Annotated in this window: 13 protein-coding genes and 1 other RNA gene; 6 read left to right on the forward strand and 8 right to left on the reverse strand. The window is 62.9% G+C overall.

The window, feature by feature from the left end; genetic code table 11:
* Positions 1-32: 32 nt before the first annotated feature.
* A complete protein-coding gene (locus E8E68_RS16610) occupies positions 33-452 on the forward strand; it encodes a helix-turn-helix domain-containing protein (protein ID WP_266032555.1) in 420 nt (139 codons plus the stop codon).
* 28 nt (positions 453-480) lie between these two features.
* Here E8E68_RS16610 and ffs read toward each other — a convergent pair.
* From ffs to E8E68_RS16635, 5 genes are all read right to left on the reverse strand, one after another.
* Positions 481-577: signal recognition particle sRNA small type (ffs, locus tag E8E68_RS16615), an RNA gene on the reverse strand.
* A gap of 227 nt (positions 578-804) precedes the next feature.
* Positions 805-3,135, reverse strand: a complete 2,331-nt coding sequence (gene ligA, locus E8E68_RS16620) for an NAD-dependent DNA ligase LigA (protein ID WP_280342954.1) — start codon at positions 3,133-3,135, stop codon at positions 805-807.
* A 99-nt stretch (positions 3,136-3,234) separates the two neighbouring features.
* Positions 3,235-4,128 (reverse strand): cell division protein ZipA, encoded by an 894-nt coding sequence (gene zipA, locus E8E68_RS16625; protein WP_266032547.1) that lies wholly within the window; start codon positions 4,126-4,128, stop codon positions 3,235-3,237.
* Between the two features lie 205 nt (positions 4,129-4,333).
* Positions 4,334-7,822 (reverse strand): chromosome segregation protein SMC, encoded by a 3,489-nt coding sequence (smc, locus tag E8E68_RS16630; protein WP_280342957.1) that lies wholly within the window; start codon positions 7,820-7,822, stop codon positions 4,334-4,336.
* 3 nt (positions 7,823-7,825) lie between these two features.
* On the reverse strand, positions 7,826-8,485 hold the full coding sequence (locus E8E68_RS16635; protein WP_012273425.1) for a GntR family transcriptional regulator: 660 nt from the start codon (positions 8,483-8,485) through the stop codon (positions 7,826-7,828).
* Positions 8,486-8,753: 268 nt separating this feature from the next.
* On the opposite strand from E8E68_RS16635, the gene xdhA reads away from it, so the two are divergent.
* The 4 genes from xdhA to guaD all read left to right on the forward strand — a co-directional run bounded on the left by xdhA (position 8,754) and on the right by guaD (position 14,933).
* Complete coding sequence (gene xdhA, locus E8E68_RS16640; RefSeq protein WP_280342962.1) at positions 8,754-10,208, forward strand: xanthine dehydrogenase small subunit; 1,455 nt, start codon at positions 8,754-8,756, stop codon at positions 10,206-10,208.
* On the forward strand, positions 10,201-12,600 hold the full coding sequence (gene xdhB, locus E8E68_RS16645; RefSeq protein WP_280342964.1) for a xanthine dehydrogenase molybdopterin binding subunit: 2,400 nt from the start codon (positions 10,201-10,203) through the stop codon (positions 12,598-12,600). The genes xdhA and xdhB overlap by 8 nt, the downstream gene beginning before the upstream one ends.
* A 172-nt stretch (positions 12,601-12,772) precedes the next feature.
* Complete coding sequence (xdhC, locus tag E8E68_RS16650; protein WP_110746439.1) at positions 12,773-13,618, forward strand: xanthine dehydrogenase accessory protein XdhC; 846 nt, start codon at positions 12,773-12,775, stop codon at positions 13,616-13,618.
* 10 nt (positions 13,619-13,628) lie between these two features.
* Complete coding sequence (gene guaD / locus E8E68_RS16655; protein ID WP_110746436.1) at positions 13,629-14,933, forward strand: guanine deaminase; 1,305 nt, start codon at positions 13,629-13,631, stop codon at positions 14,931-14,933.
* Here the strand turns inward: guaD and aqpZ are convergent.
* The gene (gene aqpZ, locus E8E68_RS16660; protein ID WP_056801451.1) at positions 14,930-15,628 is read right to left on the reverse strand and encodes an aquaporin Z; all 699 of its coding nucleotides are present in this window, start codon (positions 15,626-15,628) and stop codon (positions 14,930-14,932) included. The two genes, guaD and aqpZ, sit on opposite strands and share 4 nt — an antisense overlap.
* A gap of 265 nt (positions 15,629-15,893) precedes the next feature.
* On the reverse strand, positions 15,894-16,649 hold the full coding sequence (locus E8E68_RS16665; RefSeq protein WP_110746434.1) for a GntR family transcriptional regulator: 756 nt from the start codon (positions 16,647-16,649) through the stop codon (positions 15,894-15,896).
* 313 nt (positions 16,650-16,962) lie between these two features.
* Here E8E68_RS16665 and E8E68_RS16670 point away from each other — a divergent pair, with 313 nt between their 5' ends.
* On the forward strand, positions 16,963-18,282 hold the full coding sequence (locus E8E68_RS16670; protein ID WP_256590649.1) for an NCS2 family permease: 1,320 nt from the start codon (positions 16,963-16,965) through the stop codon (positions 18,280-18,282).
* 190 nt (positions 18,283-18,472) lie between these two features.
* On the opposite strand, the gene uraH is transcribed toward E8E68_RS16670, so the two are convergent.
* Positions 18,473-18,826 (reverse strand): hydroxyisourate hydrolase, encoded by a 354-nt coding sequence (gene uraH / locus E8E68_RS16675; RefSeq protein ID WP_003254328.1) that lies wholly within the window; start codon positions 18,824-18,826, stop codon positions 18,473-18,475.
* Positions 18,827-18,967: the final 141 nt, after the last annotated feature.

Consider the following 18,967-nt stretch of genomic DNA (forward strand, 5'->3'; position numbering starts at 1 on the left):
AGTTGAAGTCAACTTCAAGTCAAGGGCTCGAAATGGACATTGCCGACGTCGCCAAACGCACAGGCGTACCTGCATCGACACTGCGTTACTACGAGAAGAAAGGCTTGCTCAAGTCCCTGGCCGGGCGCGGCCAGCGACGACAGTTTGCAGCCGATGTGGCGGACAGGCTGGCGCTGATCGCCCTGGGGCAGGCCGCGGGGTTTTCGCTGGATGAAGTGGGGGCGATGCTGGTGGACCTGCAGGTCGACCGGCAGATGCTGATAGCAAAGGCGGACGAGCTGGATGCGCGGATCAAGCGCTTGCAGGCGATGAGCAATGGCTTGCGGCATGCCGCGCAGTGTCCTGAGAAAGATCATCTGGCCTGCCCGAAATTCCAGCGGCTGATGAAGCTGTCGGCGGCGGGAGCATTGGGCGAAAAGCAGGAAAGAACGAAGGCGTTCGTTGCAGATTGAGGTTTTCCGACCCCAGAAATGGAGGCGGCCCCACCAGCCACACCCCGGCACTCGATGTTCCCGCTATGGCTGCTCCCTTCCGGGCCTGACCAGGTTAACGGGTAATCAATGCGGGGGGACCGATGGGGCCACCACTACATGCCTCGCTGAGCAGCGAGTGGCGCCATTGTACCGGTCTTTGGGGCAGATACAACCACTGCGGCAGAAAAAGTCATCATTTCTCAATGACTTGTCAGGGTCGAGACGGCCTGGACGGGCCTCTTCGCGGGTAAACCCGCTCCTACGGGCGACCGCGCAGGCTTTTCGAGTGTTGAGCAAGGCAGTTGCCCCCCACAGGGGGGGGCACGGATGCCTAGACCGCTATGCCCTGTTCGGCCAGGAAGGTAACGAAGGCATCTTCGTCCAGTACCTTCACACCCAGCTCAGCAGCCTTGGCCAGCTTGGAACCTGCACCCGGCCCTGCCACCACGCAGTGGGTCTTGCCAGAAACGGAACCGGCAACCTTGGCCCCCAGGCTTTCCAGCTTGTCCTTGGCAATGTCCCGGCTCATGCGCTCCAGCGTACCGGTCAGCACCCAGGTCTGGCCGGCCAGCGGCAAGCCTTCGGCTACCTTCTTCTCGCTGCTCCAGTGCATGCCGAACGCCAGCAGCTGCGCTTCGATGTCCCGCGCCAGTTTCTGGTTCGCTTCATCCTTGAAGAACTCACGCACTGCGTCGGCCTGCTTGGCCGCCAGGGCCTGGCGCAGGTCAATGCCGTCGGCGGCGATGATCTTGTCCAGGCTGTCGAGCTTGGCCACCAACTTCTCGGCACCGGTCGGGCCGACGGAGGCAATGTCGAGCTTGGCGATCATCCCGGCCAAGGTGGTGCTGGCGGCAAATTCGGCAGCCAGCTCGCCTTCGTCCTGCAACTGCATACCACTGTCGAGCAGCTGCTGGATAACCTTCTGGTTGTGCTCGTCTTCAAAGAAATTGTGGATCTCGTAGGCCACTTCGAGACCGATGTCCGGCAAATAGGTCAACACCTGCGGCAATGCCTGCTGCACGCGCGCCAGGCTGCCCAGCGAGCGGGCCAGCACCTTGGCAGTCTCCTCGCCGACATCCGGGATGCCCAGCGCGTAGATGAAGCGCGCCAGGCTCGGGCGCTTGCTGGCTTCGATGGCATCCAGCAGCTTCTGGGTCGACACCTCGGCAAAGCCTTCAAGGCCGACGACCTGCTCGAACTGCAGCTTGTACAGGTCAGCCGGCGAGCCAATCAGCCCCTCGTCCACCAATTGCTCGACGCTTTTCTCACCCAGGCCGTCGATATCCATGGCCCGACGCGATACGTAGTGAATGATCGCCTGCTTGAGCTGGGCGCCACAGGCCAGGCGACCGACGCAGCGGTACACCGCACCTTCGCTGGTGGTTTCCTTGCCTTTGCTGCGTTTGACCAGCTGGGTGCGCTCGACCTGCGAACCACACACCGGGCACTCGCTTGGCACCTCTACCGGGCGGGCGTCTTGCGGACGACGCTCGAGCACCACCTGCATCACCTGCGGGATCACGTCGCCGGCCCTGCGAATGATCACCGTGTCGCCGATGCGCAGGCCCAGGCGGGCGATTTCGTCCATGTTGTGCAAGGTGGCGTTGGACACGGTCACACCGGCCACCTTGACCGGCTTCAGCCGCGCTACAGGCGTTACTGCACCCGTACGGCCAACCTGGAACTCGACGTCCAGCACCTCGGTCAGCTCTTCCATCGCCGGGAACTTGTGGGCAATCGCCCAGCGCGGCTCACGGGCGCGGAAGCCCAGCTCGCGCTGGGCGGCCAGGCTGTTGACCTTGAACACTACACCGTCGATCTCATACGGCAGGCTGTTACGCCGCTCGCCAATGTCGCGGTAGTAGGCAAGGCATTCTTCGATGCCCGCCGCATGCTTGAGCTCGCGACTGATCGGCAGGCCCCAGGCCTTGAGTTGCTCGAGGATGCCAATATGGCTGTCGCCGATGCTTGCGGACAGCTGGCCGACGCCATAGCAGCAGAACTCCAGCGGGCGGCTGGCGGTGATTTTCGAGTCCAGCTGGCGCAAGCTGCCAGCGGCGGCATTGCGCGGGTTGGCGAAGGTCTTGCCACCGGCCTCGGCCTGGGCGGCATTGAGCCGGTCGAAACCGGCCTTGCTCATGTACACCTCGCCGCGCACCTCCAGCACTGCCGGCCAACCCTTACCCTGCAACTTGAGCGGGATGTTGCGCACGGTGCGTACGTTGGCGCTGATGTCTTCGCCAGTGGTGCCGTCGCCCCGGGTGGCGCCCTGCACCAGCTGTCCGTCGCGGTACAGCAGGCTCACGGCCAGGCCATCGAGCTTGGGTTCGCAGCTGTAGTCGACCGCGCCCGGCTGATCCAGGCCTTCTACCACACGGCGGCCGAACTCACGCAGGTCGGCTTCTTCGAAGGCGTTGCCCAGGCTGAGCATGGGCACTTCGTGGCGCACCTGGCTGAACGCAGCCAAGGCAGTTCCACCCACACGCTGGGTGGGCGAGTCGGGGGTTACCAGGTGCGGGTGTTCGGCTTCCAGCGCCTTGAGCTCGTTGAACAGACGGTCGTATTCGGCATCAGGCACGCTGGGCTCGTCGAGCACGTAGTAGCGATAGTTGTGCTGGTCGAGCTCGGCACGCAGTTCGAGGATACGGGTTTCGGCGGTCATTTTTCAGGATCTCTTGCAAAGCAAAAGAGCAGCACTGGGCTGCTCTTGCACTTGAAACAGGGTGGGCAAAACCAGGCCAGGCCTGCCCACTTGGGCAGATCAGCGCTTCTGGGTCAGCGCACGGCGCTCGAACTCGACGATGCGCTGGCGGTAGTGCTCGATGGTCTGGGCGGTCAGCACACTGCGCTGGTCGTCCTTGAGCTCGCCGTTCAATTCGTGGGCCAGCTTGCGTGCTGCTGCCACCATCACGTCGAAGGCCTGCTTCGGATGACGCGGGCCCGGCAGTCCGAGGAAGAAGCTCACCGCACGGGTGCTGAAGTGGTCGATATCATCCAGGTCGAATACACCCGGCTTGACCGCGTTGGCCATGGAGAACAGCACTTCGCCGTGACCGGCCATGCTCTCGTGGCGGTGGAAGATGTCCATTTCACCGAAGCGCAGGCCGCTTTCGAGAATATTCTGCAGCAACGCAGGGCCCTTGAAGCCACCTTCATCGCGCGAGATCACGCTGATGACCAGCACTTCCTCGGCCGGCGGCAGCTCCTTGACGCTACTGCTGGCAGCAGGCGCTGCATTACCGCGGGTATTGTCAGCGGCAAAGTCCTCGTCGCTGTCGGCGAACAGGTCGGGCTCGCGTGGCTCGGCGCTGAGGTTCAGGTCGCCCTGCTGTGCGTCGGCAGCTGCGGTGGCGCGCTTGGCACGCTTGCTGGCCTTGGCCGGCTTGGGCTCGCGCTCGCGGTCACGCGCAGAAGCGCTGAGCGAAGGCAGGTCGCTTTCGTCCAGCTCAGGCTCCTTGTGGGTGTCCAGCACCCGCGACGGGCCGAGCACTTCGGCACTGGCGCCTTCTTCGTCCGGCAGGTTGGAATAACTGCGGTCCAGACGGAATTTCAACTTGCCCTTGCCGCCGCGCATGCGGCGCCAGCCGTCGAAAAGAATACCGGCAATGACAATGATGCCGATGACGATCAGCCACTCGCGCAGACCGATTTCCATGTAATCCCGTGCCTCTATAAAAATATGCTTGAAAACAAAGGGTTCAAAGCCCTTTAACACGTGGCGCCAACTCTATGTTCTGACAGGCGTTTTACCCACGCAAAAAACGAGTGACATTAAGCTAGCACGACCAAAGACAACTTTACACCGTCTGTCGCACATGGCGGGGGCATTTCGCTACAGAATGTGCCCCCATCGTCGCGCATCAAGCATCGACCATGGCCATGGCCGCCTCCACATCAACAGCGACAAGCCGTGAACAACCGGGTTCATGCATGGTCACCCCCATCAATTGGTCCGCCATCTCCATGGCGATCTTGTTGTGGGTGATGTAGATGAACTGCACGCTTTCACTCATTTCCTTTACCAGGCGCGCATAGCGCCCGACGTTGGCATCGTCCAGCGGCGCATCGACCTCGTCGAGCATGCAGAACGGTGCGGGGTTCAACTTGAAGATGGCAAACACCAGCGCCAATGCGGTCAGTGCCTTTTCGCCGCCGGACAGCAGATGGATGGTGCTGTTCTTCTTGCCCGGTGGTCGCGCCATGATCGTCACCCCTGTATCGAGTAGATCTTCGCCCGTCAGTTCCAGATAAGCGCTGCCACCACCGAAAACTTTTGGGAAAAGTGCCTGTAATCCGGCATTTATCTGATCAAAGGTATCCTTGAAGCGGTTGCGGGTTTCCTTGTCGATCTTGCGAATGACGTTTTCCAGCGTCTCCAGCGCTTCGACCAGATCAGCGTCCTGGGCATCCAGGTAGCGCTTGCGCTCGGACTGCTGCTCGTATTCCTCGATGGCCGCCAGGTTGATTGCCCCCAGCCGCTGGATACGCGCCTCAAGCTGCTCCAGCTCCTGCTCGGTGCCCTGCTCGCTGGCCTCGGCCTCCAGGGTGGCGAGCACGCCTTGCAGGTCGTAACCGTCGGCCAACAACTGCTCCTGCAGGGTCTTGCGCCGCACATCCAGGCCCTGGCACTCCAGCCGCAGCTGTTCCAGTTGGCCACGCAGCGATTGAGCCTGCTGCTCGGCCTGGGTACGGCGCTTTTCTGCATCGCGCAGTTCGCGGTCAGCCTCATCCATGTGCAGGCGGGCCTGGCGCATTTCCTCGTCGACGCTCATGCGCAGTTCCAGCAGCGCTTCCAGCTTCAGGCGCAGCTCTTCCTGCGGGGCTTCGCCCTCTTCCAGGTTCAGGCTCAGTTGCTCCTGGCGCTCGGTCAGCCGCGCGGCTTGCTGCTCCAGGCGCTCCAGGGCCTGCCGGGTGGAATCGTGCTGGGCCCGCAGCGAGCCCAGGCGCACGGCCAACTGGTGGGCGTGGTCCTTGTGCTGGCGGGCCTCCTGGCGCACCCGGTCAAGGCTTTCGCGCAGGGTGTCGCGGCGGGCCATCAACTGCTCGCGCTGTTCGGTGTCCTGGGCCATCAACTCCAGGGCTTCTTGCAGCAGCAGGCGGGCCTCGCCCAATTGCTCGTGCTCCAGGGCGCGCTGTTCTTCTAGCTCGGTCAGTTCTTCCTGCAGGCGCCGTCGGCGCAGTTCAACCTGCTCGGCACGGGCGCGGCTGGCAGACAGGTTGGCCTTTAGCTCACCGTGCAGGCGGTTTTCTTCCTGGGTACGGCGGCGCAGTTGTTCGCGCTGTTCTTCAACGTCCAACTGCTGTTCACGCAGCGCGTGCAACTGTTGATCAAGCTGCTCCAGCGCCGCTTCCTGAGCCAGTTGCTCCTCGCCCAGGCGTTCGATTTCCTGGCCGCGCGCCAGCACACCGCCTTCGGCCTCACCCCCACGCCGTACCCGCAGGAACTGCCGGCCAACCCAGTAGCCGTCGCGGCTGACCAGGCTTTGCCCCTCACCGAGCGAGGCACGCTGTGCCAGCGCCTGGGCCAGGTCATCCACAGGCTTGATCTGGCCCAGCCAAGGTGCCAGGTCGACACGGCCTTCGACCTTTTCCAGCAGGCTGCCGGGCAACGAGGAACCGGCGCCGCTTGCCACCAGCAGGCGCAATTCGCCCTGTTCCAGGCCGGTGAAATCAAGGCCGTCGAAGTCGTCCACCAGCACGGCCTGCAAGTCAGCGCCCAGCACGGTTTCCACCGCAAGCTCCCAGCCCGGCTCGACCCGCAACCCTTCGGCCAGGCGCGGTTGTTGCTCCAGGCCTTGGCCATGCAGCCAGTCAGCGGCCCCTGCCCCCGGTTCCAGGGCGGCCTGCTGCAAGGCCTCCAGCGAGGCCAGGCGGCCGCCCAGGCGCTGCAGGTCGCCCTGTGCCTGCTGTTGGGCGTGAGTGGCCTGCTGCAGTTGCTCGCGCAGGCCTTCCAGGCGCTCGACCACCTGTTCTTCGGATAACTGCAATTCCTCCAGCAGCATTTCGCTGCTGGCCAACTGCTCGGCCAGTTCGAGCATGGCGGCGTCCTGGGGATCACTGCCCAACTGCTCGCGCTCTTCGCCCAGCTTGCGCTGGCGCTCGGCCTGGCGCTCCAGGCTGGTTTCCAGCTGCTGCAGGCGCGCCTGCTGGACTTCGGCTTGTCGGCGCGGCTCGGCGGAACGGTTGTTGAAACTGTCCCACTGTTCCTGCCAGCCGTGCATGCCCAGCTCCGCCTCTTCCAGCGCGGCAGCGGCTTCTTCGGCGGCGGCCAAGGTCATTTCCTGCTCAGGTTCGAGCATGGCCAGCTCTTCGCCCAACGTCGCCAGCAAGGTGCGGTCGTGGCCCAGGTGCGATTCGGTTTCCAGCCGTGTCCGCTCGGCTTCCTTGAAGTCGTCCTGCAACTGGCGCAGGCGCTGCTGGCCATGCTGGATACTCTGCTCGACCCGGGCGATGTCGCCAGCCACCGAATAGAACCGGCCCTGCACCTGGTTGAAGCGTTCGGACAGTTCATGATGGCCGTCACGCAGGCGCTCGATGCTGGCATCGGCATTGCGCTGCTCGGCCACCAGCGCCTCGTGGGACACGTCCTGATCGCCGATCACCGCCTCACGCTGGCGCACCCGTGCGTCCAGGTCGCGCCAGCGCAAGGCCGACAGACGCGCTTTCATCTGCCGTTCCTGAGCCTTGTACTCACGGTACTTCTCGGCTGCCTGGGCCTGCCGGTGCAAGCGCTCCAGCTGGCGTTCCAGCTCTTCGCGCAGGTCGGTCAGACGCGCCAGGTTTTCCTGGGTGCGGCGGATGCGGCTCTCGGTTTCGCGGCGGCGCTCCTTGTACTTGGAGATACCGGCGGCTTCCTCGATGAAGTTGCGCAGCTCCTCGGGTTTGGCCTCGATCAGCTTGGAGATCATGCCCTGTTCGATGATCGAATAACTGCGCGGCCCCAAACCGGTACCCAGGAAAATATCGGTAATGTCGCGCCGGCGGCACTTGGTGCCATTCAGGTAATAGCTGTTCTGCCCGTCGCGGGTGACCTTGCGGCGGATGGAAATCTCGGCGTAGGCGGCGTACTCGCCAACCAAGGTGGTTTCACTGTTGTCGAACACCAGCTCGATGCTGGCCTGGCTGACCGGCTTGCGACCACTGGAGCCATTGAAGATGACGTCGGTCATCGACTCGCCGCGCAGGTTCTTCGCCGAACTTTCGCCCATCACCCAGCGCACCGCGTCGATGATGTTGGACTTGCCGCAGCCGTTGGGGCCAACCACGGCCGCCATGTTGCTGGGGAAATTGACCGTGGTCGGGTCGACGAACGACTTGAAACCGGCCAGCCGAATGCACTTCAGGCGCATCGGTCAGCCTCGGGCCAGTGCCGCCAGCACCAGTTCGCAGCTGCGCTGGCCATAGGCAGTCAGCACTTCGCGAATGCGCGGCAGGTCGCGGGCAACCACGGCTTCGAGCAGGCGGGCGAACAGGTCGAGGTAGTCGATCATGTTGGCTTGGCGCTGGTCGAGCGACAGGTAGTAGGCGCGGCTCATGGCCGGCTGCAGGTTCTCTACGGTTTCCTGCAGGAACGGGTTGTCGGCGAACGGGTAGGCTGCACGCATCACGGCAAAGCTGTCAGCGACAAAGGTCTTGATGTCCAGCTGGTCGTGGGCACGCTGCAGGCGCTGCTGAATCTCCAGAAACGGGCGCAGGTCGGCTTCGGTGCGCCATTTTTGCGCAACCGCGTTGCCCAGCAGGATGTAGAACTCGCCCATCAAGGAACACAGGCTGCGCACGCTGCGCTCGTCCAGTTCGGTGACATGGGCACCACGGCGCGGCAGGATCGCTACCAGATGGCGACGTTCGAGGATGAGGAGTGCTTCGCGCACCGAGCCGCGGCTGACGTTGAGCGCCTGGGTAACCTTCTGCTCCTGGATACGCTCGCCTGGCGCCAGTTCGCCGCGGATGATGCGTTCGGCCAGGTAATCGGCAATCTGCTCGGAGAGGCTGTCCGGGGCCTTGAACGTCATGGTTTTCCTTCAAAATCATTGAACTGGGCACAAGTGGCGGATTGTAGCGTACTTGGGCGGTAATCGCGCAGAGGGGCCAGGCGGTTTATTTGACCTGTCAGACAGCCACGCGCCCGGCGCGATCTATGCTTGGAATAGAGGCAGTGTGTGCGGCTGGGCATGGACATGAGCATTTTCTTGACCTTTGAGTCAGAAAAATATTGACCTGCTAGACAGGTGTTGCTTAGAGTCCGCCCAACAACAATAAAACCATTGCGAGGCCATCCCCGTGATCCAGTTTCTCGTCAACCAGGAGCTGCGTAGTGAGCACGCCCTGGACCCTAATATGACAGTGCTGCAGTACCTGCGCGAGCACCTGGGCAAACCCGGCACAAAGGAGGGCTGCGCCAGTGGTGACTGCGGTGCGTGCACCGTGGTGGTCGGCGAACTGAGCCAGGACGACCAAGGCAACGACAGCCTGCGCTACCGCAGCCTCAATTCGTGCCTCACTTTTGTTTCGTCGTTGCACGGCAAGCAACTGATCAGCGTCGAGGGGCTCAAGCACCAAGGCCAACTGCACAGCGTGCAACAAGCCATGGCCGATTGCCATGGCTCGCAGTGCGGCTTCTGCACCCCGGGCTTTGTCATGTCGCTGTTCGCCCTACAAAAGAACAGCAGCGGCCCCGACCTGCACCAGGCTCAGGAAGCCCTGGCCGGCAACCTGTGCCGCTGCACCGGGTACCGGCCGATCCTCGACGCCGCCGAGCAAAGCTGCCGCCAGCCCTGCCGTGACCAGTTCGATGCCCAGCAGGCGCAGACCCTCAGCCGCCTCAAGGCCATTGCCCCGACGCAGACCGGCGAGCTGAACAGCGGCGACAAGCGCTGCCTGGTGCCGCTGACCGTGGCGGATCTGGCCGACCTGTACAGCTCGCACCCTGAAGCGCGACTGCTGGCCGGTGGTACCGACCTGGCGCTGGAAGTCACCCAGTTCCACAAGACCTTGCCCGTGATGATCTACGTCGGCCACGTGGCCGAGCTCAAGCGCATCGAGAAAACCGCCAGCCACCTGGAAATCGGCGCCGCCACCCCGCTCACCGACTGCTATGGCGCGCTTAACGAGGAGTATCCCGACTTCGGCGCCCTGCTGCACCGCTTTGCCTCGCTGCAGATACGCAACCAGGGCACCCTCGGCGGCAACATCGGCAACGCCTCGCCAATCGGCGACTCGCCACCCCTACTAATCGCCCTGGACGCGCAGGTGGTGCTGCGCCAGGGTGAACGCCAACGGGTGATGCCGCTGGAAGACTACTTCATCGACTACCGCATCACGGCTCGCCAGGACAGCGAGTTCATCGAGAAAATCATCGTACCGCGCGCCTCCAGTGACTGGGCGTTCCGCGCCTATAAAGTGTCCAAGCGCCTGGACGATGACATCTCCGCCGTGTGCGCAGCCTTCAACCTGAGCATCGAAGACGGTGTGGTCAGCGGTGTGCGGATCGCCTTCGGCGGCATGGCGGCGATACCCAAGCGCGCCCGTGCCTGCGAGGCAGCGTTGCGCGGCAAGCCGTGGAACCAGGCCGCAATCGAGCGCGCCTGCCAGGCCCTGGCCGAGGACTTCACCCCGCTCAGCGACTTCCGCGCCAGCAAGGAATACCGCCTGCTGACCGCGCAGAACCTGCTGCGCAAGTACTTCATCGAACAGCAAACGCCGCACATCGAAACCCGGGTGACCGCTTATGTCTAACCATCACGTAGCCAAAAGCCAGGCCGAGATGGCCGAACTGTTCAGCCAGGACCTGACCACCGGTGTCGGCCGCAGCGTCAAGCACGACAGCGCCGACAAGCATGTATCCGGCGAGGCTGTGTACATCGACGACCGCCTGGAATTCCCCAACCAGTTGCACGTCTATGCCCGCACCGCCGACCGCGCCCATGCGCGCATCCTGCGCATCGACACCACGCCGTGCTATGCCTTCGAGGGTGTGCGCATTGCGATCACCCACGAAGACATCCCCGGCCTGAAAGACATCGGCCCGGTAGTGGCCGGCGACCCGCTGCTGGCCATCGACAAGGTCGAGTTCTTCGGCCAGCCGGTGCTTGCCGTTGCAGCCCGGGATCTTGAAACCACACGCAAAGCGGCCATGGCCGCCATCGTCGAGTACGAAGACCTGGAGCCGGTGCTGGATGTGGTCGATGCGCTGCGCAAGAAGCACTTCGTGCTCGACAGCCACACCCACCAGCGTGGCGACTCCGCTGCCGCCCTGGCCAGTGCCCCGCATCGCATTCAGGGCACCCTGCATATCGGCGGCCAGGAGCACTTCTACCTGGAAACGCAGATTTCCTCGGTGATGCCCACCGAAGACGGCGGCATGATCGTCTACTGCTCCACGCAGAACCCCACCGAAGTGCAGAAGCTGGTTGCCGAAGTACTCGATGTGCCGATGAACAAGGTGGTGCTGGACATGCGCCGCATGGGTGGCGGCTTTGGCGGCAAGGAAACCCAGGCCGCCAGCCCGGCGTGCCTGTGCGCGGTGGTGGCGCGCCTGACCGGCCAGCCGACCAAGATGCGCCTGCCCCGGGTCGAGGACATGACCATGACCGGCAAGCGCCACCCGTTCTACGTCGAGTACGACGTAGGCTTCGACGACAACGGTCGCCTGCATGGCATCAATTTCGACCTGGCCGGCAACTGCGGCTACTCGCCTGACCTTTCCGGCTCGATCGTCGACCGCGCCATGTTCCACTCCGACAACGCCTACTACCTGGGCGATGCCACTGTGCATGGCCACCGCTGCAAGACCAACACCGCCTCCAACACCGCCTACCGCGGCTTTGGCGGCCCGCAGGGCATGGTCGCCATCGAACAGGTGATGGACCATATCGCCCGCCACCTGGGCCGCGACCCGCTGGCGGTGCGCAAAGCCAACTACTACGGCAAGACCGAACGCAACATCACTCACTACTACCAGACCGTCGAGCACAACATGCTCGAGGAGATGACCGCCGAACTGGAAGCCAGCAGCGACTATGCCGAACGACGCGAGTCGATCCGCCGCTTCAACGCCAACAGCCCGGTGCTGAAGAAGGGCCTGGCGCTGACGCCGGTCAAGTTCGGTATCTCGTTCACCGCCACCTTCCTCAACCAGGCCGGTGCGCTGATCCACATCTATACAGATGGCAGCATCCACCTGAACCACGGCGGCACCGAGATGGGCCAGGGCCTGAACACCAAGGTGGCCCAGGTGGTGGCGCAGATCTTCCAGGTTGATTTCAGCCGCATCCAGATCACCGCCACCAACACCGACAAGGTACCCAATACCTCGCCAACCGCAGCGTCGAGTGGTGCCGACCTGAACGGCAAGGCGGCGCAGAACGCGGCCGAAATCCTCAAGCGGCGCCTGACCGAGTTTGCCGCACGGCACTATCAGGTGACCGAGGAAGATGTCGAATTCCGCAACGGCCATGTACGCGTGCGCGACCAGATCGTCAGCTTTGAGCAACTGGTGCAGCAGGCCTACTTCGCCCAGGTGTCGCTGTCCAGCACGGGGTTCTACCGCACGCCGAAAATCTTCTACGACCGCAGCCAGGCACGCGGCCGGCCGTTCTACTACTTCGCCTTTGGCGCCGCCTGCGTGGAAGTGATCGTCGACACCCTGACCGGCGAATACAAGATGCTGCGCGCCGACATCCTGCACGACGTGGGCGATTCGCTTAATCCGGCCATCGACATCGGCCAGGTGGAAGGCGGTTTCATCCAGGGCATGGGCTGGCTGACCACCGAAGAACTGGTGTGGAACGCCAAGGGCAAGCTGATGACCAACGGCCCGGCCAGCTACAAGATCCCGGCAGTGGCCGACATGCCGCTGGACCTGCGCGTAAAGCTGGTGGAAAACCGCAAGAACCCGGAAGACACCGTGTTCCACTCCAAGGCCGTGGGAGAGCCGCCGTTCATGCTCGGCATTGCGGCCTGGTGTGCGATCAAGGATGCCGTGGCCAGCCTGGCCGACTACCGTGTGCAGCCACAGGTGGACGCGCCAGCAACGCCGGAGAGAGTGCTGTGGGGGTGTGAGCAGATGCGCAAGGCGGTGGCTGCCACTCAGTCCGCAGAACCGGAGCTGGAAACCGTCACCCAGTAACGCCGCGCTCCGCTTTTTCTGTGGGAGCGGCCTTGTGTCGCGAAAGGGCTGCGCAGCAGCCCCAAATATGTATGTTGCTTTACGTATTCTGGGGCCGCTTCGCGCCCCTATCGCGACACAAGGCCGCTCCCACAAAGAAGCGGACCGCGTTGCACTGAAGAGGATCTGCATCATGCACCAATGGATCAACGCCCTCGCCGACCACCAGTCCCGTGGCGAAGCGTGCGTGCTGGTGACCATCATCGAGGAGCGCGGCTCGACCCCGCGCAATGCCGGCTCGAAGATGGTGGTCAGCGCCAGCGGTCTGTTCGACACTATCGGCGGCGGCCACCTGGAATACAAGGCGCTGCACATCGCCCGGCAAATGCTCGAAGAGCAGCGCACCACGCCGCACCTTGAGCGCTTCAGCCTCGGCGCCAGCCTGGGCCAGTGCTGCGGCGGTGTGACCGTGCTGCTGTTCGAACCCATGGCCGCCGTGCAGGCGCAGATCGCCGTGTTCGGCGCGGGCCATGTCGGCCGGGCTCTGGTACCCTTGCTCGCCGCGCTGCCATGCCGCGTACGCTGGATCGACTCGCGTGAACAGGAATTCCCCGAGCTCATCCCCAACGGGGTGACCAAGGTGGTCAGTGAGGAGCCGGTCGACGAAGTCGCAGCCCTGCCACCCGGCAGCTACTGCATCGTCATGACCCACAACCACCAGCTCGACCTGGAGCTGACTGCTGCCATTCTCAAACGCAACGACTTCACCTGGTTCGGCCTGATCGGCTCGAAGACCAAACGGGTCAAGTTCGAGCACCGCCTGCGCGAGCGCGGCTACGACGAGGCCGTCATGGCCCGCATGCGCTGCCCGATGGGCCTGGCCGAGGTCAAGGGCAAGCTGCCCATCGAGATTGCCGTGTCCATCGCCGGTGAAATCATCGCCACCTACAACGCCTGCTTCGGCCAGCACGACGCTGCCGCCAATGCCGGCCCCATTGCCCAGTTGCTGCCGCCCTCACGCCGCAGCCAAGCCATATGACGAGTGTGTTATGACCGTTACCCGCAAAGCCTACCGTGCCGCCATCCTGCACAGCATCGCCGACCCGGCCGAGGTGGGCCTGGAGGCTTCCCATGAATACTTCGAGGACGGCCTGCTGGTGGTAGACGATGGCCGTATCAGTGCCATTGGCCATGCCAGCGAACTGCTGCCGACCCTGGATGCCGATATCCCGGTCGAGCACTATCAGGATGCACTGATTACCCCGGGTTTCATCGACACCCATATCCACTTCCCGCAGACCGGCATGATCGGCTCGTACGGCGAGCAGTTGCTGGACTGGCTGAACACCTACACCTTCCCTTGCGAAAAGCAGTTCGCCGATAAAAGCCATGCCGACCAGGTGGCGAAGATCTTCCTCAAGGAGCTGCTGCGCAACGGCACCACCACTGCGCTGGTGTTCGGCAGCGTGCACCCGGAGTCGGTGAATGCCCTGTTCGAAGAGGCTGAACGCCTGGACCTGCGCCTGATCGCCGGCAAGGTGATGATGGACCGCAACGCGCCGGACTACCTGACCGACACCGCCGAATCGGGCTATGCCGAAAGCAAGGCACTGATCGAGCGCTGGCATGGCAAGGGCCGCCTGCATTATGCCGTTACCCCGCGGTTCGCCCCGACCAGCACGCCGGAACAATTGACCCTGGCCGGCCAATTGCTCAAGGAGCACCCGGGCGTGTACATGCACACGCACCTGTCGGAAAACCTCAAGGAAATCGACTGGGTAAAGTCACTGTTCCCCGAGCAGAAGGGCTACCTGGACGTCTACGACCACTTCGAGCTGCTCGGCGAGCGCTCGGTGTTCGCCCACGGCGTACACCTGTGCGACGAGGAGTGCCAGCGCCTGGCCGAAACCGGCTCGGCCGTGGCCTTCTGCCCCACCTCCAACCTGTTCCTCGGCAGCGGGCTGTTCAACCTGCCGCAGGCCGAGCGCTTCAAGGTCAATGTGGGCCTGGGCACCGACGTTGGCGCTGGTACCAGTTTCTCGCTGCTCAACACCCTGAACGAGGCCTACAAGGTCATGCAGCTGCAAGGCGCGCGCCTGCACCCGTACAAATCGCTGTACCTGGCGACCCTCGGCGGCGCTCGCGCCCTGCGCCTGGACGACCGCATCGGCAGCCTGCGCCCGGGCAACGATGCCGACTTCGTGGTACTGGACTACAAGGCCACGCCACTGCTGGACTACCGCATTCAGCAGTCCAACAGCATTGAAGAAACCTTGTTCGTGCTCACCACCCTGGGTGACGACCGCACTGTGCGGGAAACCTACGCTGCAGGGCGTTGCGTGCACCAACGCTAAGGTTCTTTGGCAAGCCCCCGGTACAGCGCGCCGCCGATTGCAGCACCTATCAGCGGCGCCACCCAGAACAGCCACAGCTGTTGCAGGGCCCAGCCGCCGACGAACAAGGCCGGCCCTGTGCTACGCGCGGGGTTGACCGAGGTATTGGTCACCGGGATGGAGATCAGGTGGATCAAGGTCAGGGCCAGGCCGATGGCGATCGGCGCGAAGCCTGCCGGTGCGCGGGCGTCGGTCGCGCCCATGATCACCACCAGGAACATCGCCGTCATCACCACTTCACTGACGAAACCCGCACCCAGCGTATAACCACCTGGCGAGTGGTCGGCGTAGCCATTTGAAGCCAATCCCGAAGACAGTTCGAAACCCGCCTTGCCGCTGGCAATCAGGTAGATGACCCCCGCTGCCAGGATGGCCCCGATCACCTGGGCGATCACGTAGGGCAGCAGCTCTTTGGCCGGGAAACGGCCGCCCACCACTAACCCGAAGGACACGGCCGGGTTGAGATGGCAGCCGGAGATATGGCCAATGGCAAAGGCCATGGTCAGTACGGTGAGGCCGAAGGCGAACGCGACACCGAGGACACCGATGCCGACCGGGGAACTGGCTGCGAGTACCGCACTGCCACAGCCGCCAAGCACTAACCAAAAGGTGCCGATCAGCTCGGCACCCATTCGTTTACCCAGAGACATGGTCATGGACCTTTCCTCAAGTAGTGGAACGCAATGGATGCGCAAGCCCAACTGCTTGATGAAGGTTTGCCCACAAGAATTTAGCAGACGTTTGTACAATGGCCAGTAACGGCCTAGCCATTATGGGGGCGGGCTTGCCCCCGAAGCAGGCGGCGCGGCGGGTGGCACGGGCTTCGCCCGTGTTCGCGGGACAAGCCCGCTCCCACGGTGATCGCGCTAGCTGTCAAGGGGTGTGCTGCTACAACGGCCCCTCAATCAGTAAAGCAAACGATCAACCCTTGGCTGAAACCTTGGGCTTTTTCAGCAAATGCGAGAACACCGCGTGCAGGTCGTCCGAGGCGCTTTCCTCGTCCAGGTTCAGCTTGCTGTCGATGTGGTCCATGTGGTGCATCATCAGGCTCACAGCCTGCTCGGCATCACGCGCTTCGATGGCATCGATCAGCTGCATGTGTTCGTCATACGAGCAGTGCGAACGGGTGCCGCTTTCGTACTGGGCAATGATCAGCGAGGTCTGCGACACAAGGCTGCGCTGGAAGCTTACCAGCGGCGCATTGCCTGCGGCTTCGGCCAGTTTGAGATGGAACTCGCCGGAAAGGCGAATACCGGCACCGCGGTCACCGCGCGAGAAGCTGTCCCGCTCTTCACGCACCATCTGCCGCAGCTCGTTCAGCTGGTCCAGGGTGGCGTGCTGAACGGCCAGTTCGGTGATGGCACGCTCGACCATGCGCCGCGAGAAGAACACCTGGCGCGCTTCTTCAACCGTCGGGCTGGCCACCACCGCGCCGCGGTTTGGCCGCAGCAGCACCACACTCTCGTGGGCCAGGCGCGAGAGTGCGCGACGAATGATGGTGCGGCTGACGCCGAAGATCTCGCCCAGCGCTTCCTCGCTCAACTTGGTGCCCGGGGCCAGACGCTGCTCGAGGATTGCCTCGAAAATATGCGCGTAGACGATATCGTCCTGGGTACCGCTGCGGCCGGCCTTGCCGACACGTGCAGGTTTCTTCAGAGGTTGCAGCTGTTCGTTCATGGGCTCTCGAGGCACGAAGAGAAAGTATGGCGCCATTGTACACAGGCTGAGGCGATTCCGCAGGGGGCGTTTTACCTATATAGCCTTTGTACGACACATTGCGCACACAAAACATAAAACATTATTTGCATTCTTTGTACACAAAAGCATAATCCACCGAGCAACTTCCTGACCCATAAGTCAACATACTGGTCAGTCGTCTGCCTTCCCTCGTGGGGCCTCCAAGTGCATTGCTCAGGAAAAGGTCCCTACAACAACAAGAAAGACTTGAGGAGTACTCGCTGTGGAAAGCCGCAAATCCGAAGCCCCTACGCTGGATCTTGCCCCACCGCTCGAAACGAGCTGGCTGGAGCGGATTTTCAAACTCAAGCAACACGGCAGTACTGTCAGGACCGAGCTGATCGCCGGGGTGACGACCTTCATCACCATGGCCTACATCATCTTCGTCAACCCCAACATCATGGCCGACGCCGGTATCGACCATGGTGCCGCTTTCGTCGCCACTTGCATCGCCGCTGCGCTGGGCTGCCTGCTGATGGGCCTTTACGCCAACTGGCCGGTCGGCCTGGCACCGGGCATGGGGCTCAACGCCTTCTTCACCTACACCGTGGTCGGCACCATGGGCTACAACTGGGAAACAGCGCTGGGGGCGGTATTCGTCTCGGGCGTGCTGTTCATGTTCCTGACCTTGTCGAAAGTGCGCGAATGGTTGCTGAACAGCATTCCGGTCAGCCTGCGCCATGCCATGGGGGCTGGCGTCGGATTGTTTCTCGGGCTGATCGGCCTGAAGACGGCTGGCATCATCGTCGATAGCCCCGCCACCCTGATCAAGCTGGGCTCGCTGCACGAGCCGGGGCCACTGCTGGCGGCCGTGTGCTTCCTGCTGATTGCCATCCTCAGCTACAAGCGGGTGTTCGGCGCGATCCTGATCAGCATCATTGGTGTCACCCTGGCGGGCTGGGGCCTGGGCCTGGTCAAGTTTGGCGGGGTGATGTCGATGCCCCCAAGCCTGGCACCGACCTGGATGGCCATGGACGTGGCTGGCGTGTTCAATGTCAGCATGATCAGCGTGGTGCTGGCGTTCCTGTTCGTCCACATGTTCGACACCGCCGGCACGCTGATGGGTGTTGCCCAGCGAGCGAACCTGGTAGCGCCGGACGGGCGCATCGAAGGCCTGTCGCGCGCCTTGAAGGCCGACAGTGCTTCCAGCGTATTCGGTGCTGTGGTCGGCGTGCCGCCAGTGACCAGTTATGTGGAAAGTGCCGCAGGTGTCGCCGCAGGTGGCCGTACCGGTCTCACGGCGGTGGTGGTCGGCTTACTGTTCGTCGCAGCGATGTTCTTCGCCCCGCTGGCGGGAATGATCCCGGCTTACGCGACAGCAGGCGCGCTGATCTACGTGGCGATGCTGATGATGGGCAGCATGGCGCACATTCATTGGGACGAAGCCACCGACAGCATTCCGGCGATTGTCACGGTCATCATGATGCCGCTGACCTTCTCCGTTGCCGATGGTATCGCGCTGGGTTTCATCACCTACGTCGCTTTGAAGGCAGGTACCGGCAAGTACAAGGAAATCTCGGCCAGCCTGTGGGTGCTGTGCGCCATCTTCATTGCCAAGTTCGTGTTCCTCTGAGCACCGGACGCCTGGCTGTAGAGGTTTAGTGTTTTCACGATCGAGCGCCGCCCGCGCGGCGCTCGATTTCATGCCCGCTACAAAAATCACGCCGAACACCCCACATCACCCCCACTTTCCTGCAGACGAAAAAAAGCCCGCCAGTGTGAGAGCGGGCCAAAGGACCTACGAAGATTCTTCTAGCGACCAACTAGCTTCCACGATAGGTCGAATAGCTGTACGGCGAAATCAGCAGCGGCACGTGGTAGTGCTCCTGCGACTCGTCGATGCCAAAACGCAGCACGACAACATCCAGAAACGCCTGGGCCGGCAGCTGTACGCCACGGGCGCGGTAGTAGTCGCCTGCGCTGAACTGCAGTTGATAAACGCCGGTGCGGTAGTCGTCACCCTGCAGCAGCGGCGCATCGACGCGGCCATCGCTGTTAGTCAGGGCGGTGTTCACCAGCTCCAGCTGCTGGCCTTCGACGCGGTACAGCTCGACCTTGATCGAGCTGCCCGGGCAGCCATGCGCGGCATCCAGTACGTGTGTGGTCAAACGTCCCATTGCGTGTCGCCTCTTGTTCAATCTGTGGGCAAAAAATACTCAGCCATCGCACCAGCTTAGCGCCTGCGGTAGGCGGGAATGACGTTATTAAGACATTCCATCCAAGGATTGTACACAATTTTTTGATCCCCTCTGTCACAC

It is taken from the genome of Pseudomonas sp. BN607, from assembly GCF_029871175.1.
Taxonomy (GTDB): Bacteria; Pseudomonadota; Gammaproteobacteria; order Pseudomonadales; family Pseudomonadaceae; genus Aquipseudomonas.